The following is a 22643-nucleotide window of genomic DNA, read 5'->3' as shown; positions in this document are numbered from 1 at the left end:
GCCCTGTTCACCCCGCCAGCGCCAGCAGCGCGGTGCGCGACAGCTCGTCCTTGGGGAGGAATCCGCGGGCCGCACTGCGGTCGAGCCGCCCCGCATACACCGTGGCGTCGCGGCTGGACGTGAGGATGACCGCGGGCCGGTCCCGCCCACCCTCGGTCAGGCGCGCGCAGACGGCGAACCCGTCGATGTCGGGCAGCACGATGTCCAGCAGCACGATCTGGGGGTTCAGCCGCTCGGCCGCGGATACGGCCGACGCGCCGTCCGCGGCCTCCCCGACCACGTCGAAGCCTTCCGCCTCCAACAGTGCCCTGGCGAAGGCCCGGAAGCCTGCGTGATCGTCCACGATCAAAAGGGTCGGGGCGACCGTCTCATGGTGACCGTGCGGCGGACGGCGGCACATCAGGGCTGCCCCCGATGCGCCGCAGCGCCGCCGCGGGACCTGTTCAAGGGGTCACCGTCGTCCTGGCCCAAGGCTGCTTGGTGCCGCCGAAGGTCACGGCATACCCTCCGCAGTCCGTGCAGTCGCCGAAGTCGAAGGTGTCGAAGGTGAGCCGGTCGCCGCTGAGGCGGAAGGTGGCGTTGAACGTGAACAGTCCGTCGAGATGGATGCGGTCGCGGAACGCCTGGTAGGGCCACCGCTCGGTCTCGCCGTCCGGGTCGGTCTTGGTGAGGATGCCGTTGTCGAAGGACAGGGTCCACGTACCGTTCGGCGGACGTTCGGTCCAGGTCTCGTCCCCCGGCCAGTGCCGCCAGTCCGTGTCGGCCATCGTGCGCGTCCACGTCCCCTCGAGCGGGCCGGCCGTGGTGGACCTGCCGGAGCATGAGGCGGTGTCAGGGCCCACGCCGGTGGTCTCCTTGAGGTACTGGATCTGCTCGAGCCAGTCCGCCGTACGTGTGTTCTTGCGCAGCCCGGCATAGACCGGCTTCAGGGCCGCCTCCATGGCTTGGAGATCAGCGGTGGAGGCCGCGGGGAACTTCATCCCGAGCCTGCACAGGGTGGGCGCAGTCTCCCGGTCCTCGCTCCGGGAGACGTCGACGCCCTGCGTGAGCGTCTGCTCGATCGCTTCGGCGAGGACGGCCCGCTGCTGCCGGGAGAGTTTGTCGTGGGCGGTCTGGCCCATGACGACCACGAGGGCGCGCGGCCACAGGGCGACGTTGCCGGTGACGTACTTGGCATCGCGGTCATGATGCCGGCCGAGGACCGCGCCGAGTTGCATCTGAACGCCGCCGTAGGACGTGAGGTCGGTGCCAGCGGGCGCCGTGACGGCAGTCGCGCCCAGGGCCCGCAGGCTTGCGTCCATCAGGGCCGAATCCTGACTGACGATCTTCTCGCCCTTGAGTGCGTCCGGATTCACGAGGGGCGTGCGGGTACCCACCAGACGCGCCATGGGTCCAGGCAGGACACCGATGCCGACCACACCGGCCTTTCGAACTCCCCGGAGCATCTTCGCCGGAATGCCGGCTTCGAACACCTTCGCCTCCAGCTCGTAGCTGTCCACCAGCATGGGCGCCAGCAGTGCCTGGAAGTCCGTGATGCCGAGCCGGTCGAACGAGCGGGCGCCCACCCAGGCCATGTCGGCCTTGCCTTCGCGGATGTCGCCGAGTGTCGCGACGTCCGGCCGGGCCTCTCCTTCGCGCCACTCGTCCCGGAACTTGATCCTGATCGTCCCCTTGGACAGCCGCTCGACCCGCTTGGCCCAGGCCACCAACTGGGGCGGCTCCACGGCTCCGCCGGGGTTGGCGAGGGTGAGCACGGTGGCCTTGGCACCGGCGTGTCCCCCTGCCCGGTCCGTCGACGGGGCCGAGCACCCCGCCGCGATCAGCACTGCTCCCCCAACTGCCGCCGCAGCCAGCCACGTTCCTTGTTTCCGCCGTTTCACGGGGCACCTCCCATCGATGCCCCTGACGCTAGGGACGCCCCCAGGGCGGGACATCGGGGCTGTCCCTGCGAAAGGCCACCGCCAGAATCAGGGACAGCCCTCTGTCGAAACAAGGCCCGTCCCGGGACCATCGTGCCCACAGCGCAACGGAGCGAGTCGTCTGCCGGAGGCATGCCTGATGCCGATACGCCTGCTGCTGTTCGGGCTGGGGGCCGCTTTCAGCGTGGTCACCGTGGACATTGCGCGGGCGGAGCGGGGCTTCTCCACGGCCCTCACGACACCGCACGGCCTGACCGCCCTGCTGGGTGCCGGCTGGGCGCTGCTGATGTCTGCTCTGGCTCTCAACAGGCGGCTTTCCGACAGACGGACGGGAGTGCTGCTGTTTGTCGCGTCCTACGCCTGGTTTCTGTCGGAGTGGGACAACCCGGGCATGTCCTCGTCCGTCGTGTTCTCCCTCGGTCTCGTCCTCGACGCGGCATGCCCGGCAGCGGTGGCGCACGCGGTACTGGCCTACCCCGGCGGCCGCCTCGGGTCATGGCCCGCACGCACGCTCGCGGCGGCAGGCTACGCGATCGCCGTGGGCGTACAGGGTGTGGGCGCGGCCGCGTACTTCCGTCCTCAATCCCAAGGCTGCTCACCGTGCCCACGGAACTGGTGGGCCGTGGCCGACGTCCCGACTCGCGCACAGAGCATCGCGTCCTGGGGCGTGCAGGCGGGCACGGCCTGGCTCCTGGCGCTCATCGTCTTCCTCGTCTGCCGGCTGCTCACCTCCGGTGCGGCCGCACGCCGGTCCACCGGCCTGCCGACGCTGTGCGCCCTCGGCTACTTCACGGCCGTGGCCATCTTCTACCTCCACAGCCTCGACCGCGGCTTCCTCGGCTCCGACGGCCTTGACGGCCGACTGTGGCAGACGCAGGCCGGGGCACTGATCCTGCTGGCGGCCGGGTTGGCCGCGGAAGTGGTCCGCGCCCGGCTGAGGCACCGCGAGCTGACCCGAATGGTGATCAACCTCGGTGACACCGCCACGCCGAGCGGATTGCGCGACGCGATCGCCGAACGCCTCGCAGACCCGGACCTGCAGATCGCCTATCCGGTCGGGGCCGGCAACGATCACGTCGACGCGGCGGCCAACCCGGTCGCCCTGCCTCCGCCGCACGGCAGAACCGCCACCCCTCTGCACCGCGGCGACACCCACATCGCCACCCTGATTCACCGTCAAGGCCTGCTGGACGGCCCGGGTGCGACGGACGAGCTCATGTCCGGCACCCACATGACCCTGGAGCACGGCCGTCTCCACGCTGAATCTCTCGCCCAGCTCGCCGCCCTGCGCGCCTCGGGCGCCCGCATCGTCACCGCCGGCGACGAGGAAAGGCGCCGCCTGGAGCGCGACCTGCACGACGGCGCTCAGCAGCGCCTGGTGGGCCTGGCCCTGGGGCTGCGGCTGCTCCGCCTTCGATCGACGAAGGTGCCACGCCGGCTGGACCTGGCCGAGCAGGAGCTCGAACGGGCCATCGCCGAGCTCAGACGGCTGGCGCGGGGACTCCACCCCGTGTTGCTGAAGGAGGCCGGACTTGCCGTCGCCGTCGAAGCACTGGGCCAAACCCGAGACCTGCGCGTCGAGGCCGTCCCCCGCGTGCGCTTCCCCGATGTCCTGGAATCCACGGTGTACCTGATGGTGGCTCGGATGAGCGCGAACAGGCCAACAACGGTCCGCATCAGTGCCTGCGACGGGCAGCTGATCACACACTTGACGGTGGCAGGCGGAATGCCGGACCTCGCCGACGTGGCGGATCGGATCACCACGCTGGAAGGGGTGCTCACCTCTCGCACCGAACACGGTGAGACTTGGGTCACCGCCCAGCTTCCACTGCGCCGCCCGGGCCAAGTCGCCGTCTCCGGCCCCTGAGTTCAGTGCCGTGACTCCGTCGGTGATCTTGCCGGGGTAGTGTCGGCGGTCGTCGCCGGCTGGTGGCCGGACAGCCCGGGTGCGGGGCGGTGGGCGATGTCGAATCTTGCGGCGAGTCCATCGACCTGCGCAACAGGCGAAGGGCACTCCGCCCAGAACCGGGGGCGTCGACGTCCCAAGCTCACGCGCAATGTCGGCCTCGGCGAGACAGCGCACCCCGTACTCGCCCCGTGCGCTGATGAGTTGACCAGGATGTGCACGGGCAGCAGAGGACATCATGCGGAGGTCGTAGTTTCAGTGGCTGACCTCAACGCGAGCTGGTCGGTGGCGCGAAGAGGTATCGGTCCATCATGAGTGCTGCTTCGGCAAGGATTTCCGAGTCCCCCATGGGGTCATCGCGGAAGGCGAGATCAAGCAGGTTGCTTCCGACCTCGACAGCCAGTCGGCCCCGACGTCGCGACTCGTCAGTGTCCGGCAACGCGTACCCGCGGACGAGCGCCGCGTGCACCCGGTCGGCGATCTCCTCGTCGGACTGCTGGGTGTCGGCTCGCAGCGACGCGATGCGCGGCCCGTGGTACCAGATCCGGCGGTAGCCGGGCTCCTCGCGGAAGCGCTCGGCGTACGCGGCAACCAGCTTCTCCAGCAGGTCCTGCGAGCGTTCAGGCAGAGGCTCGGAGGTGACCCGCTCCGCGATCTGAACATCCAGCCGCAGCCAACTGCGCACCAGTGAGGCGACGATCGCTTCCTTGTCAGCGAAGTACCGGTACAGCACGCCGACCGAGACCCCCGCCTCGGCAGCAATCAACTTCGTTCCCAGATCGTCGTAGGAGGTCGTCTCCAACAGGGAAGCCGTCACCTCCAGGATGCGGGCGACCTTCTCCCGACTGCGTTGCTGCTGCGGTTTGTTCACCTGCTCAGCCATCGAACTCCTTGACATGGCCCCAAAATCCGAACCAGAGTCTAGTTCATGTTCTTACCCAGGGGCACCTCCCGATCGAAGCTCGGGCCGGACTTCCAGCGCATCTGGGCCTCGGTCACGGTCTCCAGCCTCGGCGACGGAATGCGCTTCGTCGCTCTGCCGCTCCTCGCGGCTCAGCTCACCTCCGACCCTCGCCAGGTCGCCTTCGTGTACGTGGCCGAGCAACTGCCCCTCCTGCTGTTCGGCCTCCTCTCGGGCGCCATCGCGGACCGCTTCGACCGTAGCCGTATCCTGTGGGCTGTCGATGCTGCCCGAACCGTGATCGTCGGGGCACTCGCCGTCGCGGTGGCGACGCACACGATGACAATCCTTGTACTGACCGGCACCGGATTCCTTCTCGGGCTCGGACAGACCCTCTACAACGGAGCCTGGTCAGGCATCGTGCCGTCGCTGGTCGCCTCCCCCGAGCTGACGCGCGCCAACGCCCGCCTGCAGTCCGGTTCTCTCATCACCGACACCCTCCTCGGCACCCCGCTGGGCGCGCTGCTCTTCGGCATCGCTGCCGCGCTTCCCTTCGCTGTTGACGCCGTCTCCTTCGCGATCGCTGCCGCATTGGCTCTGACACTGAACCGAGGTCTCCGGTCACACCCGCAGGCCGCACCGAACCCTTGGAGGACGTTGCTCGGTGACACGACTCAGGGGGTGCGCTGGCTCTGGCAGCAGCCATTGCTGCGTCGCCTCTGCCTGGCATCCGGGATCAGCAACCTCGTCGGCGGTGGCCTCATCGCCATTCTGGTGCTCTACGCCCGGCAGATCCTGGGCCTGACCAGTATCGGATTCGCCTTCTTGGTCGCTTCCTTCGCAATCGGAGGAGTAGCGGGGGCGATGGCGACCCCTCGGCTGTGCGCCCGATTCGGAACCTCGTGGGTCCTGCGGCTGACTGCCGCTGCCACTGCCGGGACCGCAGTCGCAGCCGGCGCGGCCTCCTCGGGCCTCATCGCCGGAGCGTGCATCGCCGCGTACGGAGCGGCGAACCTGACATGGAACGTGACAGCAGTGTCTGTCCGTCAGGCAATGGTGCCGACTCACTTACTGGGGCGCGTCGGCATGGCGTACCAGATGGTCATCGGCGCCGGCACCACGCTCGGCGCTGCTCTCGCGGGTCTCGAGGCCGACTCTTTCGGGCTTCGTGCCCCCTTCTACATCGGGAGCGCTCTGCTACTCGTCGCCAGCATGGTCAGTATGCGTTCCAACGGCACGTCCACGCCCCGCAAAGAGACAGCATTGACGGCCCATCGGCACCGACGACGCGCCGGAGATACACAAGCGACCGGACCGGAGAGCGACTCATGACCGTACAGCGAGAGGCGTCCACCCCTGCCGATCAGTAAATGACGGGGCCATACAGCGGGGAACACCGCCGGGTACGCACGGATGCGTACTCCCCCGCGAAGACAGCGATCAGATTCCACCGGCCGCCAGCCTCGGGGCTGCCCTTTCGTCTGCTGCTGCTTGGCCCTGATCTGAGACAGACGGTAGGACTCGACGCCGGTCTCGATGGGGTTGGGAGAGTGCTGTGGGAGGCGACCTTCAGCGCCGCGAAGGAGGGGGCGGACAGGATTCAGACGGCTCGACGGGCCTCGGCTCCGCCCCGCCTTCATGGCCGTCGGCCAGGATGCCTACCGGTCGTAGACGGTGACGTCGACGTCCTGCGCGCACAGCGTGGTGGTGATCAACGGCTCGATCCTTGCCCATGTACCGCCGGCCAACCCGCACCCGATCCGAGGCATGTGAACACTTGCGCCCAGCTCGACGGCATGGCCGGCCAGAGCGTCCAGGCAGCGCCTCACGGCGTCGTACCGTATCGGCGGGCCCCCGCTGCCTGTCCGTATCCCACGCTGACCGACCATGTTGGCCACCCATATGTCAGGCTTCACGCGCACCAGTTGGACGGCCCCGAGCCCAAAGTCGTTCCCACTGCGCCCCCGGTGCCAGGCCCGGTATGCGGCCTCCGGCTCGGGCCACCGTCGTGAAACGGCCAGCACGAAGCCCTTGCCCCAACCTCCGATGTCGTTGCACACGTGGGCGACCATCTTCGGCCCTTTGGCCTGCGGACTTGTTGCGTCCCCGGCGATGATCCTGAGCTGTTTCATGGGGCGAGATTAGAGCCACAGTAGGTCCCCCAAGGCGCAAATGCGCTACCCAGCGCAGCTGGTGTGCCGGTGATGTCGTCGAGTGGTGAGACAAGGCGGCGTTCCGCAGTGGCGAGTCGGGGCCGAGCAGTGGATCCACCGACCAAGGCAAGGACCGCTGCGGACGGCTGCGCTTCCGGCCTGGCGCAGGCCGGCACAAGCATCAGCACTCGCCATGAGGACGTAGGCCGTCACGGAAGTGCCGACAGGGCCTGGAAGATCCCCACCCCCTGCCAGGAGGTGGGACGGACCTGTTCGTTGAGATTCCCGACCCGTCCGTCGCCGTCACGCGCATCCCCGCTCGTGCGGTCCTGACCGGTACGGCACAATCGCGGTCAACTGGGAGCGCAACGGTGGGGGTGGAAACGTGGGGCGCTATGGCTCGCGAAGCCGACGTAAGGGCATACCGAACGAGCCGGCTCTCCTGGCTGCGGCTGCCGAGAACCCGGGGGGCAGCGTCGCCGAGATCGACCCGACGTATGTCGACGACCCGAACGGCTACGTACCTCCCGAGGCAATCCGCGGCGCGTGGTTGGTGGACAGCAGTGGCAAACTGACGGGTGAGTACCAGGAGAATCCCCGTCACGGGGTGCCACTGGACGACTTCAGCAAACTCACCGACCCTGATCACTGGCTCGGCTGGCTCGGCGACGATCCCGCGGCCGCCGTCCGGAAGGGCATCGAAGAGTCCTTGCGGGCCCAGGTGGCAGACGCAGTGGTCGAGTGGGTCAAGATCCTTGAAACGCCCCGATTTCTCACCGGTGGACGTCAACATTCTGAAAACGAACAGGTCATGTTGGTCACCCGCGCGGCACTCGCCGCGCCGTTTGCGTTGTCCGTGCGTACAACGCAGCACGGGCGTTCCATCCTCCTGGGGGTGTTCTCCTGGGCGGCGGTGAACCTCTCACCGTCCAAAGCCCGCAAGGACCGGCACTGGTTCGACCTGGGCGTCGGGCTGGACTGGGCCGGTGAACGGCTTCAACGGCGGATCTACGAGATTGACGGTGGCGACGCCACGGCCGCCGCCGAACGGTAAAGCGGCAACGCACTGCGTACCGGCGCTCAGAACGGATGCATGACGATCAGTGGCCTGAGCTGAGGGGGTTTCGCCGGCTGACGAGTCGGACGCGATGGACCTGCAGGAGATCACCAGGCAGGCCGGGCTGAACCGCACCATGGTCACGACGTACCTGTCTTGCCGTGGTTCCGGTCACGTCGACGAGGCGGGCCGTGAGCGGTCGGCCTCGGATGCGGGTGGTGGACGAGGCCACACCGCTGATCGACGCGATACTGCGGGCCGACACCCACCGCCATGGCCCCCGCCCAGGCGGCCATCCCGGTCTTGCCTCGCCGACATTATGCGTATAACTTCCGGGCAGGAGCAGTATGCGAGAAGCCCTGATCACACGGAGGAGGTTCCTGATGAGCGCATGCCAGGGGAGCCATCACCTGTGGATCTTCGGTGACCACTCCTTCCGCAGCGACTTCTACGGCTGACGAGCAGATCCACGTCCAAGGCACACGTGTGCCTTCGACTCCGGATCCATGGCACCTGACGTGCCATGTACGTCTCTTCAACCCAAGGAACTCGTCATGCCTGAGCTTTCCCCTGCCCGCTGCCCGATCCCGCACGACGGCATCCAGTGGGCCGCCCGCCACATGCCCATGCTGGCGCAGACCATGGAGACCCACGCGGCGGCATTCGCCGGCCGCCGGATCGGCATCTGCCTGCACATCGAACCCAAGACGGCGGTTCTCGTCGGCCACCTCGCCCAGGCGGGCGCCGAGATCACCCTCACCGGCTCCCCGGGCACCACCCAGGAAGACACGGCGGACGCGCTGCGCGACTACGGCATCGAGGTCGTCGGCCACCGCACCGACACCCTCGACCAGCACCGCAAGAACATCGCACAGGTCCTCGACGCGCGGCCCGATCTCATCCTCGACAACGGTGCCGACCTGATCGAAGGCGTCCTCGCCCGCGGCGCCCTGCCCGGGCTCGTAGGCGCCACGGAGGAGACCACCACCGGCGGCCTGCGCATCCGCTCCTGGGACAGGCAGCCGGACTTTCCTGTGATCGTCATCAACGACAGCCGCCTCAAGCTCATCGTCGAGAACGAGTTCGGCGTCGGCCAGAGCGTCGTCCAGGGCTTCATGAACGCCACCAACCTCATGATCCCCGGCGCCCACGCCACCGTCGTCGGCTATGGCCCCTGCGGACGCGGCGTCGCGGACACCCTGGCTCAACTCGGCGCCCGCGTCGCGGTTGCCGACACCGACCCCTACCGCGCCCTGGAAGCCGTGATGGCCGGTCACCAGGTCGGCGACCTCATGGACCTCCTCCCCCGCACCCAGCTCCTCTTCCTGGCCACCGGCCATCCGGGAGTCATCGGCGCCGCAGAGCTCGGCGCCTTGCGCCACGGCACGATCATCGCCGGTGTCGGACACATGCCCTGGGAACTGGACGCGAGCGCGCTCGCCGAGCACACGGCCGGAGTGCACAGCTCCGGCCCCAGTGGACAGGAACGCGCCGTGCACCGGCTGCACGACGGCCGCGAGATCGTGATCCTCGCGGACACGAAGATGATCAACCTGACCGCGGCCAAGGGCAATCCGATCCAGGCCATGGACCTCGGCCTCACCCTGCAGGCACGCAGCCTCGCCGCCATCGCCACCGGCCACGACCAACCACTCGCGACCGGGGCACAGGCCGTGCCCGCGTCCATCGACCGTCAAATCGCCGCCGACCTGGTCCACACACTGAGCCGCATCTGAGCACCGAACCCGGCTGACGGGCTCATGCGCCCGGTCGTCCCTGACGCATGAGCCCCCGCCGGACGAACTTGGACGCCAACGCTCACTCAGCCACAGCCGAACGCCCGCCCGGTCAGTATCCGTTGCACAGTCGTTCGATCTTCCGGTCGAGCCTTCCAGGCCGGCTTGGACAGCGTCACTGCCCCGGAGACGGACGCCGACGCGTTCGATTCCACCTTGCCGTCAGTTTCATTGACGGTGGCGGATAGCTGTCAAGATCGTTCCACGGAGCGGTCCGGGTGGTCGACTCCCCTTTCAGCTGCCGCTCAACGGAGACTCCCAGGTGGGATCGTGCCAGGATCTTCGCGTGAGGTGGGCAAGCAGGTGCTCCGCCGTGGTGGAGGCGGTGTGCTGCGGCGCGCCGACCGCGGTCAGGGCGGCGGCGAGCCTCGCCGGTGCCGCCTCGTCCAGGTCCAGGTCGGTGAGAAGGGGAAGGACGAGCAGGAGACGGGCGGCGGTGTCCTGGACGCCTTCGGCCATCGGGGACGGGTGGTCGGCGATGCGGACCAGTTCGTGCCACGTCAGCCCCATCCCCGCGAAATCTCCTTCCCAGCTGGCGATCTGCTGGGCGTAGGCCCTGCCTGGATGGGTGAGGAGGTAATCGGTGCCGTAGTCGCCGACCATGTTGCGGTAGATCACCACGACTCCGGGCCCCTCTTCGGCCGGCACCCGGAAGACCGGCCAGTGTTCGGGATCGAAGAGGACCTCGGACAAGGCATCGACATCGGCGCCGTCTTCGCCGAACCACTCCGGAACCGGACGCTCGGCACACGCCCCGTCACTGCACATCGCCAGCAGGTAGTTCGACCAGAAGCCCGGACGGGCCGGCAGCGATTCGCCCGCCACCAGCGGGCCGTCGTCGTATCCCTTGATCAGCACCCCCGGATCCTGTCACCAGCCACTGACACGGCCCGATCCGGGATCGGTGTGGGCGCCGCCCAGTTGCCGGGACTCAGATGGTGAGTGAGACCGGGTTCGGCGGCCAGGGGCTCGCAGGCGAGGACGAGGTCGCCGACGACCGGACGGTGGAAGCGTTCGACTCCTGTGCATCGTCGGGCGGCGTTCCTGCGGTCTGTGACCCGTGCCACATGTATTTCCTGTCAGGAATCGGGGCGCTGTTCCGCTCAAGTCACCGGGAGCAAGCGAACCGACAGGAGCGTCACATGAAGCACCGCATCGTCGTCCTCGGCGCCGGCTACGCCGGGTCCTACGTGGCCGGGACCCTGGCCCGCCGGCTGTCCCCGGCGGATACCGAGATCACCGTGGTCAACGCCGAGCCGGACTTCGTCCAGCGGCTGCGGCTGCACCAGCTCGCGGCCGGCCGGGAGATCGAGGCTCCGCAGCTCGCCGACGTCTTCGCGGGCACGGGGATACGGCTGTGCCTGGCCCGTGTCACCGCCGTGGACCCCGAGCGCCAGGTCGTCCACGTGGCCGACGGCGACGGCGAGCTCGGCTACGACACGCTTCTCTACGCACTCGGCAGCCACGGCGCCGACCACGGCGTCCCTGGCGTGGCCGAGCACGCCTTCGACGTCGCCGACCGGCCCTCCGCGCTTCGCCTGCGTGAGCATCTGGACGGCCTGAGCGGGCGGGGCGCAGGCGGACATGTGCGGGTCGTCGGAGACGGGCTGACCGGCATCGAGACCGCGACCGAGATCGCCGAAGCCCGGCCCGGCCTGTCGGTGACGCTGATCGCCCGCGGTGAGCTGGGCACCCGGCTGTCCGCCGGAGCCCGCCGCCATCTGCGCCAGGCCTGCGACCGGCTGGGCATGACCGTCCTGGAGCACACCAGCGTCGAAGCCGTCGAAGCGGCGCGGGTGCTGTGCGCCGACGGCACCGCCCTGGCGTCCGACGCGACCGTGTGGACGGCCGGGTTCGCGGTCGGCCCGATCGCCGCCATGAGCGGGCTCGAGGTCACCGAGAACGGCCGGATCGTCGTCGATCGCACCATGCGGTCGGTCTCGCACCCGAACGTCTACGCCGCCGGCGACAGCGTCTACGCCATCGGGGACAACGGCCGGCCGCTGCCGATGTCCTGCGCGTCGGCCGGCTACACCGGCATGCAGGCCACGACCGCGATCGTGGGATGTCTGACCGGCCGCGAGATCGTGAACACCAAGCTGGCCTACCTGGGCAATCACATCAGCCTCGGGCGGCGGGACGGGATCCTGCAGATGGTCGATGACGATGGGCAGGCAAAGCCGAAGTATGTGGGCGGTTGGAAGGCCGTGCGGATCAAGGCAGGCATCCTCAAGATGTCGCTGTGGGCCACCTCGCACCCGACGTTCGGCATGCCCAAGCGCAAGCGCCGCCTGGCCGCCGCGCCGGCCATGCCCGCCGTGCCGGATGCGTCCGCCGAGACGGCCGTCGCGTAGCCGAACAGCGTCCGTCTAAGGTGATCCGCGTGGACAGCACCGCCACTGATCGCTTCGACACCAGTCGGTTCGAGGCCAGCCGGAACCGGCTGGCCTCGCTGGCGTACCGGCTGCTTGGCTCCGCCGTCGAAGCCGAGGACGCCGTGCAGGACGCGTTCCTGCAGTGGCAGGCCGCCGACCGGCAGCGGATCAAAGTGCCGGAGGCATGGCTGACCAAGGTCGTCACCAATCTGTGCCTGGACCGGCTCCGCTCGGCACAGGCACGCCGCGAACGCGCCGTCGGCGCCTGGTTGCCCGAACCGCTCCTGGACGGCGACCCGATGCTCGGCCCGGCCGACACGTTCGAGCAGCGCGAATCCGTCTCCCTCGCCGTCCTGACTCTCATGGAACGCCTGTCACCCCTTGAGCGGGCCGTCTACGTCCTGCGCGAGGCGTTCTCCTACAGCCATGCCGAGATCGCCGAGATCCTCGACATGACCGAGTCCGCGAGCCAGCAGCACCTCCACCGGGCCCGGCACCGCGTCACCGGCACACGTCGCCGTAGCGGAGAAGGAGTCGACCCGGCATCCGCCCGCAGGATCGTCGAGGAATTCCTCGCCGCCGCCTCCTCGGGCCGCACCGAGCGGCTGGTGGCACTGCTCACCGACGACGCGACCGCGATCTCCGACGGCGCAGGCCTGACCGAGAAGCTGCTGCGGTTCGACACTGCGCAGCGCATCGCCGCCGTCGCCCGGGCCGGCTTCAAGCCCACACCTGCGAAACGGCGACTTGCCGGCGGCACGCCCGCCGTCCACTACGCGGTCGTCAACGGCGCTCCCGCCATGCTCTTCGTGCTCGGCGATCGGGTCACCGGTGCCGTGACGTTCGACATCGCTGGCGGCAAGATCGCAACCGTGCGCGGCATCGCCGCCCCTGCCCGTCTCGTCCGCCTCACCGAAGCCTGGCGGCAACACGGACCGGACACGCCACTCATCGCCCAGTGGTGACCCGACATGAGCTGCTGTGGGCTGCTTGTGCCGGCGGTGCGCGGGCATCCGGATCCAACCCCGTCGACCAGCCGCAGACGCACCGGTCCACGGCCGGGTCGCAGGTCCGGCGCATAGGGGTCCTGCTCGGTGCCGTACGGCTTGTCCTCGTCGACGGTCATGCTGTGGTGCCGTGACCTGTGGCGGGCAGGCCCTCGTCGCCGCGGTCGGCCCGCCGTGCGCGGCGAAGTCTGATCGCGAAGGCCACTGCGGAGGCGACGAAGAGCACGCCGGTGATCGCCAGCCATCGGCCGAGGTAGACGCTGTCGGAGAGCCCGGTGTCACCGGGGTAGGGGACGGCGAGCCGGAAGACGAGAGGGAACCAGACCAGCAGGAGCAGGCCGGACAGGAAGGCGGGGACGCGCAGGTAGTTGATCCACGCCACTGCTGGTCCGTCGGCGGTGCGATGACGCAGTACGGAGAGGGCAGACAGGTCGGCCAGCGAGTACAGGGGCAGCAGAATGAGGTCATGGAGGATGGCCGCGCCGACGAACCAGATCGCCACCTCCAGCGGCCTGACCGCGAAGAGGCGCACCATGGCATAGCCGGTGAGGGCGAACGAGGCGATCAGGACCAGCAGATGCAAAGGGCCTGAGCCGTACCAGCGGACGAATCGTGTCATGATCACGCCCTGAAGGTGAGTCGGTGGACCCACTTGGTGTTGTTCACGCCGGGGTTGGCCGGGACGATGACGCGGGCGGGGTAGCCGTGATCGAGCGAGAGGTCCGCGCCGTTGACGCGGAGGGCGAGCAACGCTCTGGAATCGCGGATCTGGTTGCCCCGTAGCACCACCTTGGTGAACGGGCCGTGCGGTTGGACGGATTCGACCAGGACGCTTCCGGCGTCGGTCATGCCGGCCAGGGCGGCGAGTTCGGCCAGCCGCACGCCGCTCCAGTTCTGGTCGTCGGTGGACCAGCCCTCCACGCAGGCGATCGGCAGCGCGGCGGCGTGGTGGGGCATCGTCAGAAGCTGCTCGCGTGTGAACACCTGCGGCGCTCCGCGTCCGTGCACCTCCAGCCGCCAGCTGGGGCCGACCATGGCGGGGGTGACGCCGACCTTCGCCGCCGTCTTGTTGATCTGGAAGCCGTTCGGGCCGCTGCCGGGGTCACGATTGTGTGGTGCGAGCAGCGCGGTGCCGCGCAGCCGGCCGCCGATGCTCTGTCCGGCGGTCACGGCGAGGAGGAGCAGCGATCCCGCGCCCACCGTGCCCAGCGCGCCGCGGCGGGTCATCGTCGGCCGAGCGGGGGCAGCTGCCACCAGGCCGTCGGGGTCCGGTGGTTCGGGCACGGTGTGGGCGAGGTCGGTGCGCAGCTCGGCGCTCAGACTGCGCGAGCGCAGGGCCCGTGTCATCAGGCCGAGTTTGAGGCACACGTGGACGACGAAGGCGGCGATGAACACCCAAGCGCCGTAGAAGTGCAGGCGATAGAAGGAGCCCGGGAAGACGTAGTAGAGCTGGATGTTGAGGATGCCGGTGACGAATTCGAAGATGACGCCGCCGACCAGCATCAGCAGGGACAGCCGCTCGAGTCCGTGAGCGACGGAGCGCACGGGCAGCCATGCGAAGAGCTTCGGGATGACCGACCACAGCTTGGCCAGCAGGACCGGGACGAGGATCACGCCCAACGTCACATGGACGCCTTGGATCAGCCGGTAGAGCCAGTACGGGTGCGTGGGCCAGCTGAAGAGGTAGAAGCCCAGGACGCCCTTGTCGGGAGTCTTGTCATTGAGGGGGCTCAGGCCGGGGTTGTAGGAGGCGTAGGACAGCAGTCCGGTGACGAACAGCAGCGGAATACAGATCAGGAGCACCAGTCCGAACACCGACGTCAGCCAGGGCCCGCGGATCGGACTGCGCCAGAATCCCGGCCGGAACGGCCCCGGGGGCGCGGGCACCTTGCTGACGCGCTGCGCCGCCGTACGGGTACGTGCGGCGGCCGACGTCACCGCGGCCGCCCCACCGGCCCGCACACGCCTCAGCTGCTCCCGTGCGCGCCTCAGCCGCTCTCGTGCGCGCCGCTCGTCCGGTCGCCGGCGCGCCGACCCACCGCGTGGGGCCGAGCCCGACGGCCGTCCGCCACTTGCCCTCGGCATCTCGCTACCGGTGCTCGGGGTTTTCGTAGTCGTGGCGGCAGCCGGCGTCCCAGGCGGTGCGCTGGTTGCCGTAGGCGGGGATGCCGCCGAGGTCCTTCAGCGCCCGTGCCAGGTGCAGCAGGTTCCAGGTCATGAAGGTGGTGTTGCGGTTGGTGAAGTCGTTCTCCGGGCCGCCCGAGCCGGGGTCGAGGTAGGAGGGGCCGGGACCGGCCTCGCCGATCCATCCGGCGTCGGCCTGGGGCGGGATGGTGTAGCCCAGGTGCTGGAGGCTGTAGAGGACGTTCATGGCGCAGTGTTTGACGCCGTCCTCGTTGCCGGTGATCAGGCAGCCGCCGACGCGGCCGTAGTAGGCGTACTGGCCGGCTTCGTTGAGCAGGCTGGAGCATGCGTAGAGGCGTTCGATCACCTGCTTCATCACGGAGCTGTTGTCGCCCAGCCAGATGGGGCCGGCCAGCACGAGGATGTCGGCTGCCAGGACCTGCTGGTAGAGGTCGGGCCAGGCGTCGGTCGCCCAGCCGTGCTCCCTCATGTCGGGCCACACGCCGGTGGCGATGTCGTGGTCCACCGCCCGTACGACGTCGACGTGCACTCCTTGTGCGTCCAGGATGGCGGTGCTGCTGTCGATCAGTCCCTCGGTGTTGCTCGTCTCCGGCGAGCGCTTCAGGGTGCAGTTGAACACTAGAGCACGTAGGTCGTCGTACCGGGCCGGCGGCGCGTCGGCAGCAGGCGACGAAGTAGTCACACGATCCTCCCGGAGCCCTGTCGCCGCACGGTGCGCGGCGACTCGTCCACTGCGCCCAGCCTGGAGGTCGACTGCGGCAGCCGCCACCACAACGCCTCCGAATGGCCCCGGCGTTCCGCGCCCCCGGTCGGCTGCCGACGAGTGGCCGGGACCGGTGGCCGTGCCTACGTTCGTCTCATGGGTACCGAGGGAGCGACCGAGTCGCAGGACATGGCAGCAGTCGAGGACGTCGCGCACCTCTTGGTGCGTTGTCTGCGGGCCGAGGGCGTGGAGTACGTTTTCGGGATCCCTGGTGAGGAGAACATCCGCTTCGTCGACGCGCTGAACGGCTCCGGGATCCGGTACATCCTGGTGCGGCACGAGCAGGCCGCCTCGTTCATGGCCGAGATCTACGGGCGGCTGACCGGGCGGGCGGGGGTGTGTTCGGCGACGCTGGGGCCCGGCGCGATCAATCTGTTGCTCGGTACCGCGGACGCCATGACCAACAGTGCGCCGATGGTGGCCCTGGCCGCACAGGGCTCCCTGCGCCGCCTCCACAAGGAGTCGCACCAGGTCATCGACCTGGTGTCGATGTTCGCCCCCGTCACTCAGTGGTCGGCCCGTATCGAGTGTCCGGACGCCGTGCCGGAGATGACGCGCAAGGCGTTCAAGACGGCGCAGAGCGAGCGACCCGGTGCCGTGTTCCTCGCGGTACCGGAGGACATCGAAGCGGAGCGGCCCGCCGAGCCGCTGGAGCCCTTGCAGATCGACGCGGTTCGGGCCGACGCGCCTTCGCCCTCCCAGATCGCACGGGCCGCCGAGGTGCTCGCGGCCGCCCGGCACCCCGTCGTGCTGGCGGGTCATGGTGCCGCGAGAGCGGGGGCTTCTGCCGCCCTGGTGCGGTTCGCCGAGCAGCTGAGCATCCCGGTCGCGACCACGTTCCACGGCAAGGGCGTCTTCCCCGACGACCACCCGAACGCCCTCGGCGCGGTCGGATTCATGCGCCACGACTACGGCAACTTCGGCTTCGACGCAGCCGACGCGCTGCTCTGCGTGGGCTACGAGATCCAGGAGTTCGACCCGGTCAAGATCAACCCGAACGGCGACAAGCGGATCGTGCACATCCACCGCTTCCCCGCCGAGGTGGACGCCCACTACCCGGCCACCGTGGGTGTCGTGGGCGACCCCTCACAGGCGCTGGACGCACTCGCGGCAGCACTGCCCGACGGACTCACCTACGACTCGGGAAGCAGCGAGAAGATCCGTGCGCTGCTCGACGAGGAGCTCCAGTACGGGCGCGACAGCGTCGCCTTCCCGCTGGTGCCCCAGCGGGTCGTGACCGACGTGCGTACCGCGTTGGACCGCCACGACATCGTGCTCGCCGATACCGGCGCCGGAAAGATGTGGATGTCCCGCCTCTATCCGACCTATGAACCGGACACCTGCCTGGTCTCGAACGGCCTGTCCACGATGGGGTTCGCGCTGCCGGGTGCTATCGCCGCGAAGCTGGCCCGGCCGGACCGGCGCGTCCTGGCGATGATGGGCGACGGCTCGTTCCTGATGAACTCCCAAGAACTGGAGACGGCCGTCCGTGAGCGCATCCCGCTGGTCGTCCTCGTCCTGGTCGACCAGGAATACGGCCTGATCACCTGGAAGATGGAACTAGAACTGGGCCGCCACAGCCACACCCGGTTCACCAACCCGGACCTGGTGGCCTATGCCGAGAGCTTCGGCGCGCGCGGCTACCGGGTCGAGGCTGCCGAGCAGCTTCTGCCGGTGCTGCGCCGCGCCCTCGACGACGACGGGGTCTCCGTGATCGCCTGCCCCGTCGACTACTCCGAGAACCTGCGTCTGACCGACAGACTGGGCGGTCTCCACGGCCCGTTCTGACCCCGGACCAGGGCCGGCCGACCTCCGGTGTCGCAGCCCGACCGCCAGCCGAGCCAGAGCCGGACGGATGGCGAGGATCGGGAGCGTAGCCGCGATGTCGGCCATGGGCCGGGTTCTGGGTGGCGACGTCGCGGTGTTCGGCTTCGCGCTGTCTCCGCCACCGTCTCCTGGATCAGTGCGCGGGCGGCTGCGGCTGCTCCATCCAGGCGTCCGGGCCGGGGTCGCCGCCCTCGGCGAGAACTGCCAGGCGGGTGACGTAGTGGCGCCAGCCCTCCTCGTGCGCCGCGCAGGCTTCCGGCGACGGAAGACCACTGTGGACCAGGCGGAGCAGGGTGCCGTCCGCGGTCGGTTCAAGGGTGATCTCCACCGTGGAGGAGCCGGGCGGGACGGGCATGGCGCCGCTCTCCCAGCCCCAGGTGAAGACGAGCCGCCTGGGCGGGTCCACGACGAGGAAGCGGCCGGAGGCGACGTTCTCCCCGCTGACGCGGGTTCGGTACGCGCCACCTGGTTCGAACGAGAACGTTCCGTCGGCGCCCATCCAGGACAGCCACTTCTCGCGGTCGGTGAAGAAGCCGAAGACGGTCTCGGGGCGGGCGGCGATGCGCCGTTCCAACGTGACGGTGTCCGTAGGGGACGCGGGGGTCGTCATGAGGGCCTCTCGTTCCGTTCGGCCTCTTCGGCGAGCCGGGCCAGAGTGTCGAGCTTCGTGCCCCACATGGTCTGGAGGTAGTCGGCGAGCGGTCCGAGCGCTTCCCGGTCGGCCCGGTAGAACCGCTTCGTCCCGTCCTTGCGCAGCGTAACGAGACCGGTGTCCCGCAGCACCTTGAGGTGCTGGGAGACAGCGCCGAAGGTGACCTCGAAGCGGGCGGCGATCTCACCCGCGGACAGCTCGTCCTCCCAGACCAGCCGCAGAATCTCGCGCCGCCTGGGTTCGGCGATCACCTGTACCGCGTCCATACCCCCGAATTTTAGTCCAGCCTGCAACTTGTCGTTCCGGCGTGTCTTATTTTAGTCTGCACTTAATTAACCGCACGGGGGCCCAGCACCACCAGGAGCACGCCATGACCTCGATCACCTACGACACCGACATCGCCACCGACCGGTCCACGGTCCTGGAAGCGCTCAACACCCACGACGGCCTGACCGGCTGGTGGACGAACGACGTCAACCGCAAGGAGGAAGTCCTGTACTTCAACTTCCCCGGCGTTCCCGAGCCCTTCCAGCTCCGCCGCGACCAGGCCGACGAGAACCGCGTCGTCTGGGTGAACGTCGGCACCTTCCCGCCCCACTGGGCCGGCACCACCATCACCTGGGACCTGACCGGCACTCCCGAGGGCACCCGGGTGGCGTTCGCCCACTCCGGCTTCCCGGAGGGCGAGCCGGAGATCCCGATGATCAGCGAAACCTGGGGCATCCTGATGACCCGGCTGAAGGACTACGCCGAGACCGGCAAGCCCAACCCCTTCTTCACCGTCTGAGAGCCCTCGATGAAGGTCGACGTCCTGACCGAAGCCGTGATCGCCGCCCCGTGCGAACGGGTCGCCGACTACGCGGCCGACCCCTCGCACGCGCCGGAGTGGTACGCCAACATCGCTTCCGTGGAATGGCGGACCCCGCCGCCGATGACGGTCGGCTCCAAGGTCGCGTTCATCGCCCGCTTCCTCGGCAGGCGTTTGGCCTACACGTACGAGATCACCGTGTACGAACCCCGACGGCGGCTGGTGATGCGGACGGCCGAGGGCCCCTTCCCCATGGAGACCACGTACACCTGGGAGCCGCACGGCGAGGCCGCGGACCACACCCGCATGACGCTGCGCAATCGTGGCGAACCCAGCGGATTCGCCTCCCTGGGCGCCACAGTGTTGGCGACCGCCATGCGCCGCGCGCAGCGCAAGGACCTCGCGGCCCTCAAGGCGCTGCTGGAGCAGCGAACGTGATCCCCGCCGGCGAGCGGGCGCCTCGAAGCCGGTGACTCAGGTCAATGGCGGCGGGTTCGGCGCACGACCGTCCGCTCCTCAGGTAGCCGTCGGCTCCCGCACCACGGGAGCGAGGACAGGCGCATGGGCGGCGTCGCCGGCCGAGCCCTCACGCTCCGGCAGCGAGCGAGGCCAGGATGTCGCCGCCGGCCAGGCTGCCATGGTGGGCCTGTGCCACCGCCTGGCCGACGGCAGTGCACATCTCGTCGCCTCTCGCGGGCTCGATGCGAAGGTCCCTGCCACGTCTTGACCGCACCTGCCGTGGCGGTGGCCGCGTGATGTGCCGCGGTCGCAGGGTACCCGTGGTGGACGAGGAGCCCATCCGGGTTCGCCGCTTGATCATGGAAGGGCGCCGCCCTATGCCTGATGGAGCCGACCGCGCGCCCAGCACCGTCCCCCACGCCGACCTGACGCGGGCTGCGGACTGCGAGGTGTGCAAGGGATGGGGAACGGTCGTCACCGACGACGGGCAACATGAGCTGTGCCCGGCCTGCCAGACCGGTGGGCGCTGAGCCGGTTCCGTCACGAATCCGCCCGCGCCCGCGCCCGGGAGCAGTGAGGGCATGACGTCGATGCCGGTCACACGGTGGGCCGGGGCCCAGCCGCGCGGCGGAGCCGGTTGGTGATCGCCAGTCCCCCATCCCAACCCTTCAAGCCGGGCGTGTGGCGTTCGGGTTACGACTACCGCGTTGTGGGCGAGCCGAAGAGCATTGCGGCAGGTCAGCCGGCGGGCGGTCTTAACCTGAGCTGAAAGGAAGACCGGTCGGCATTCGGAGCGATGCGTGGCGAGGGTGGGAGTGTGGCAGCGGCTGGGGAGGTGGAGGCGGCTGCTGCCGGCCGTTCTGCTGTTCGCGGCCGTCGTGATCGACTTCTTCACGCCACCCACTCTCAGCGCTGCGGCTCTCTACGCGGCGGCGATCCTGACGGCCGCTCCTTTGCTGTCCCTTCGCGGCACCATCGTCACCGGGGTGACCGCGTTCCTCCTCGACCTGGTGATGTTCGGGTACTTCGGCTACCACGGAAGTGCGACCGAGCTCAGCGAGCTGTCCATGGTCGCGACGGTTGCCGCGATCGCGGTCTTGCTCAATCGTCTTCTGTATCACCTGCAGACCCAGCTGCGGTCTGCGCGCGACATCGCCGTCGCCGTCCAGCGGGCCGTCCTACCGGATCCGCCGAAGGTGCTCGGTCCGCTGCGTTTCGCTGCGCGCTATGAGGCCGCTCAGAGCGACGCGCAGATCGGCGGGGACCTCTACACCGTGGTGGACACGCCGTTCGGCGTGCGCTGTGTGATCGGCGATGTGCGGGGCAAGGGGCTGGAAGCGGTCAGGGCGGTCGCGGCCGGCATCGGCACCTTTCGTGAGGCGGCCCTGCAGGAGCCCAGCCTGACCGGGCTGGTGGAACGGCTGGAGCGATCCGTCGCTGTGGAGGCCCAGCAGTCGGGGAACCTGACCGAGCTCGAAGGGTTCATCACGGGCGTGGTGGCGGAAGTCCCCCCGCATGGAGGCGAAGTCCGCCTGGTCAACCGCGGCCACCCGCCACCCGTGCTGTTCCTGGCAGACACCGTGCGATACGTCGAGCCCAGTGAGCCTGCATTGCCCCTGGGCATGGCCGCTCTGGCCACCAGCCCGGTGTGCGTCGATACGGTGACGTTCCCCGAAGGGGCCACCCTGCTCCTCTACACCGACGGACTCACGGAAGCTCGTGACGAGAACGGCGTCTTCTACGAACCTGTCGACAGGTTCGCCGCGTCTCGGTATGCCGGTCCGGATGCGCTCCTCGACGCCGTGCTGGCCGACGTTCACACGCACACCGGTGGCCGGAGAACCGACGACATGGCACTCCTGGCTATCACGCATACTCCCGACCACCGCGTTGACGTCGGCGTGAACTGATTCCCGTCCGGCACAGGCCTTGAGGACCCGGCCGGCGCAGGTGGCCACGGTCTTGTCCAGGGACCAGGTCCTGGCCGGTGCGGCCACTGACGACGACGCCGGGCAGCCGGCGGTCGATGGTCAGGAGCGCCCCCCATCAACCGGCTGCAGCGGACCGCTGTGCAGATGATGCAGGCCGAGGACGAGGAGAGGCCGGCAGGACAGGCCGCGGCCGTCGCAGCCGCGAGGGCGGGAGCCGACCTTCGGCGTAGAAGATCAGGGCGCGGGAACGGTGGGCTATCCCTTTGCGGTGGCGAGGTGGTTGATGTCGGGGTTGCGCAGGACGCTGGGAGCATTGCTGTCCGCCCCGGCTACCGCGAGCATGGCGCGGCCGACGGCGTCCGTGGTCGTGATGTGCCGGGGAAAGAGGCGCTTGAGCAGCGGGTGGATGACTGCGGTGGCCCGGTAGAGCCCGCGGTAGAGCGGGGTCCGGGAGACAGCGCCGTCGACCGGCTGGATGAAGCCGGGACGGAACATGTAGGCGGTCATGGGCAGTGCCTGCAGGTCGCTCTCGGTACGGCCCTTGACGCGGGCCCACATCTGACGGCTCCTTCCGGTGGGGTCGGTGCCCTCGCCGGAGACGTACACGAAGGTCAGGGTCGGGCTGACAGCGATCAGGGTGCGTGCGGCGGCCAGGGCGTAGTCGTAGGTGACGCGGGTGTACTCGGCCTCCGTGCGGCCGACGGCGGAGACGCCGAGGCAGTAGAAGCAGGCGTCCAGGCCGACGAGTTGGTCCTGGATCGCGGTGTAGTCGGTGAAGTCGGCGTGGACGATCTGTCGCAGCTTGGGGTGGGCCATGTCCAGGGGGCTTCGGACGACGGCGAGGACTTCGGTGACCGCGTCGTCCCGCAGGGAGGCGTGCAGGGCGCCGTGCCCGACCATTCCGGACGCTCCGAAGACGATGACTCGCACGAGTTCTCCTGGTG

At 69.0% G+C, this 22643-nt stretch carries 21 protein-coding genes; 10 read left to right on the top strand and 11 right to left on the bottom strand.

The window, feature by feature from the left end:
- Window positions 1–7 precede the first annotated feature (7 nt).
- Entirely contained in the window at window positions 8–343 is a 336-nt protein-coding gene (locus ACSYGO_RS45225) for a response regulator (protein ID WP_426678959.1), read from the bottom strand.
- Between the two features lie 100 nt (window positions 344–443).
- Entirely contained in the window at window positions 444–1826 is a 1383-nt protein-coding gene (locus ACSYGO_RS45220; RefSeq protein WP_460390317.1) for a TRAP transporter substrate-binding protein, read from the bottom strand.
- Between the two features lie 232 nt (window positions 1827–2058).
- Between ACSYGO_RS45220 and ACSYGO_RS45215 the strand changes: the two genes are divergently transcribed.
- A complete protein-coding gene (locus tag ACSYGO_RS45215; protein ID WP_460390316.1) occupies window positions 2059–3786 on the top strand; it encodes a sensor histidine kinase in 1728 nt (575 codons plus the stop codon).
- Between the two features lie 307 nt (window positions 3787–4093).
- Here the strand turns inward: ACSYGO_RS45215 and ACSYGO_RS45210 are convergent, their stop codons facing one another.
- Window positions 4094–4708: a TetR/AcrR family transcriptional regulator gene (locus tag ACSYGO_RS45210; protein ID WP_426678963.1), complete on the bottom strand. Its 615-nt coding sequence runs from the start codon at window positions 4706–4708 to the stop codon at window positions 4094–4096.
- 45 nt (window positions 4709–4753) lie between these two features.
- On the opposite strand from ACSYGO_RS45210, the gene ACSYGO_RS45205 reads away from it, so the two are divergent.
- Window positions 4754–6058, top strand: a complete 1305-nt coding sequence (locus tag ACSYGO_RS45205; RefSeq protein ID WP_460390315.1) for an MFS transporter — start codon at window positions 4754–4756, stop codon at window positions 6056–6058.
- 326 nt (window positions 6059–6384) lie between these two features.
- Here ACSYGO_RS45205 and ACSYGO_RS45200 read toward each other — a convergent pair whose 3' ends face one another.
- Complete coding sequence (locus tag ACSYGO_RS45200) at window positions 6385–6858, bottom strand: macro domain-containing protein (RefSeq protein WP_426678965.1); 474 nt, start codon at window positions 6856–6858, stop codon at window positions 6385–6387.
- 406 nt (window positions 6859–7264) lie between these two features.
- Between ACSYGO_RS45200 and ACSYGO_RS45195 the strand changes: the two genes are divergently transcribed.
- Both ACSYGO_RS45195 and ACSYGO_RS45190 read left to right on the top strand, forming a co-directional pair.
- Window positions 7265–7933: a hypothetical protein gene (locus ACSYGO_RS45195; RefSeq protein WP_426678966.1), complete on the top strand. Its 669-nt coding sequence runs from the start codon at window positions 7265–7267 to the stop codon at window positions 7931–7933.
- Between the two features lie 557 nt (window positions 7934–8490).
- Entirely contained in the window at window positions 8491–9672 is a 1182-nt protein-coding gene (locus tag ACSYGO_RS45190; protein WP_460390314.1) for an adenosylhomocysteinase, read from the top strand.
- 294 nt (window positions 9673–9966) lie between these two features.
- Here the strand turns inward: ACSYGO_RS45190 and ACSYGO_RS45185 are convergent, their stop codons facing one another.
- On the bottom strand, window positions 9967–10590 hold the full coding sequence (locus ACSYGO_RS45185) for a hypothetical protein (RefSeq protein ID WP_432173082.1): 624 nt from the start codon (window positions 10588–10590) through the stop codon (window positions 9967–9969).
- Between the two features lie 284 nt (window positions 10591–10874).
- Here ACSYGO_RS45185 and ACSYGO_RS45180 point away from each other — a divergent pair, with 284 nt between their 5' ends.
- Together ACSYGO_RS45180 and ACSYGO_RS45175 are read left to right on the top strand one after the other, a co-directional pair.
- Entirely contained in the window at window positions 10875–12086 is a 1212-nt protein-coding gene (locus ACSYGO_RS45180; RefSeq protein WP_460390313.1) for an NAD(P)/FAD-dependent oxidoreductase, read from the top strand.
- Between the two features lie 29 nt (window positions 12087–12115).
- Complete coding sequence (locus tag ACSYGO_RS45175; protein ID WP_435229339.1) at window positions 12116–13072, top strand: sigma-70 family RNA polymerase sigma factor; 957 nt, start codon at window positions 12116–12118, stop codon at window positions 13070–13072.
- A gap of 157 nt (window positions 13073–13229) precedes the next feature.
- On the opposite strand, the gene ACSYGO_RS45170 is transcribed toward ACSYGO_RS45175, so the two are convergent.
- The 3 genes from ACSYGO_RS45170 to ACSYGO_RS45160 form a co-directional block, all read right to left on the bottom strand.
- Window positions 13230–13733 carry a hypothetical protein gene (locus ACSYGO_RS45170; RefSeq protein ID WP_460390435.1) on the bottom strand — a complete coding sequence of 168 codons (504 nt, stop codon included), beginning with the start codon at window positions 13731–13733 and terminating at the stop codon, window positions 13230–13232.
- Window positions 13734–13735: 2 nt separating this feature from the next.
- Entirely contained in the window at window positions 13736–15052 is a 1317-nt protein-coding gene (locus ACSYGO_RS45165; protein WP_460390312.1) for a molybdopterin-dependent oxidoreductase, read from the bottom strand.
- 151 nt (window positions 15053–15203) lie between these two features.
- Window positions 15204–15941, bottom strand: a complete 738-nt coding sequence (locus ACSYGO_RS45160; RefSeq protein ID WP_432188125.1) for a flavodoxin family protein — start codon at window positions 15939–15941, stop codon at window positions 15204–15206.
- Window positions 15942–16118: 177 nt separating this feature from the next.
- On the opposite strand from ACSYGO_RS45160, the gene ACSYGO_RS45155 reads away from it, so the two are divergent.
- The gene (locus tag ACSYGO_RS45155; protein ID WP_426678974.1) at window positions 16119–17810 is read left to right on the top strand and encodes an acetolactate synthase large subunit; all 1692 of its coding nucleotides are present in this window, start codon (window positions 16119–16121) and stop codon (window positions 17808–17810) included.
- A 172-nt stretch (window positions 17811–17982) separates the two neighbouring features.
- On the opposite strand, the gene ACSYGO_RS45150 is transcribed toward ACSYGO_RS45155, so the two are convergent.
- A complete protein-coding gene (locus ACSYGO_RS45150; RefSeq protein WP_435229349.1) occupies window positions 17983–18459 on the bottom strand; it encodes an SRPBCC family protein in 477 nt (158 codons plus the stop codon).
- A complete protein-coding gene (locus tag ACSYGO_RS45145; RefSeq protein WP_432173075.1) occupies window positions 18456–18767 on the bottom strand; it encodes an ArsR/SmtB family transcription factor in 312 nt (103 codons plus the stop codon). The genes ACSYGO_RS45150 and ACSYGO_RS45145 overlap by 4 nt, the downstream gene beginning before the upstream one ends.
- A 104-nt stretch (window positions 18768–18871) precedes the next feature.
- Here ACSYGO_RS45145 and ACSYGO_RS45140 point away from each other — a divergent pair, with 104 nt between their 5' ends.
- The 3 genes from ACSYGO_RS45140 to ACSYGO_RS45130 all read left to right on the top strand — a co-directional run bounded on the left by ACSYGO_RS45140 (window position 18872) and on the right by ACSYGO_RS45130 (window position 21678).
- Window positions 18872–19288 (top strand): SRPBCC family protein, encoded by a 417-nt coding sequence (locus tag ACSYGO_RS45140; RefSeq protein WP_460390311.1) that lies wholly within the window; start codon window positions 18872–18874, stop codon window positions 19286–19288.
- Window positions 19289–19297: 9 nt separating this feature from the next.
- Complete coding sequence (locus ACSYGO_RS45135; RefSeq protein ID WP_426678978.1) at window positions 19298–19747, top strand: SRPBCC family protein; 450 nt, start codon at window positions 19298–19300, stop codon at window positions 19745–19747.
- Window positions 19748–20583: 836 nt separating this feature from the next.
- Window positions 20584–21678, top strand: a complete 1095-nt coding sequence (locus ACSYGO_RS45130) for a PP2C family protein-serine/threonine phosphatase (RefSeq protein ID WP_460390310.1) — start codon at window positions 20584–20586, stop codon at window positions 21676–21678.
- A gap of 276 nt (window positions 21679–21954) precedes the next feature.
- Here the strand turns inward: ACSYGO_RS45130 and ACSYGO_RS45125 are convergent, their stop codons facing one another.
- Window positions 21955–22629 (bottom strand): NAD-dependent epimerase/dehydratase family protein, encoded by a 675-nt coding sequence (locus ACSYGO_RS45125; RefSeq protein ID WP_460390309.1) that lies wholly within the window; start codon window positions 22627–22629, stop codon window positions 21955–21957.
- Window positions 22630–22643 lie beyond the last annotated feature (14 nt).

Source organism: Streptomyces krungchingensis (assembly GCF_054729265.1).
The sequence above is the reverse complement of the archived record's forward strand: the minus strand, read 5'-3'. Positions and strand labels throughout refer to the sequence as shown.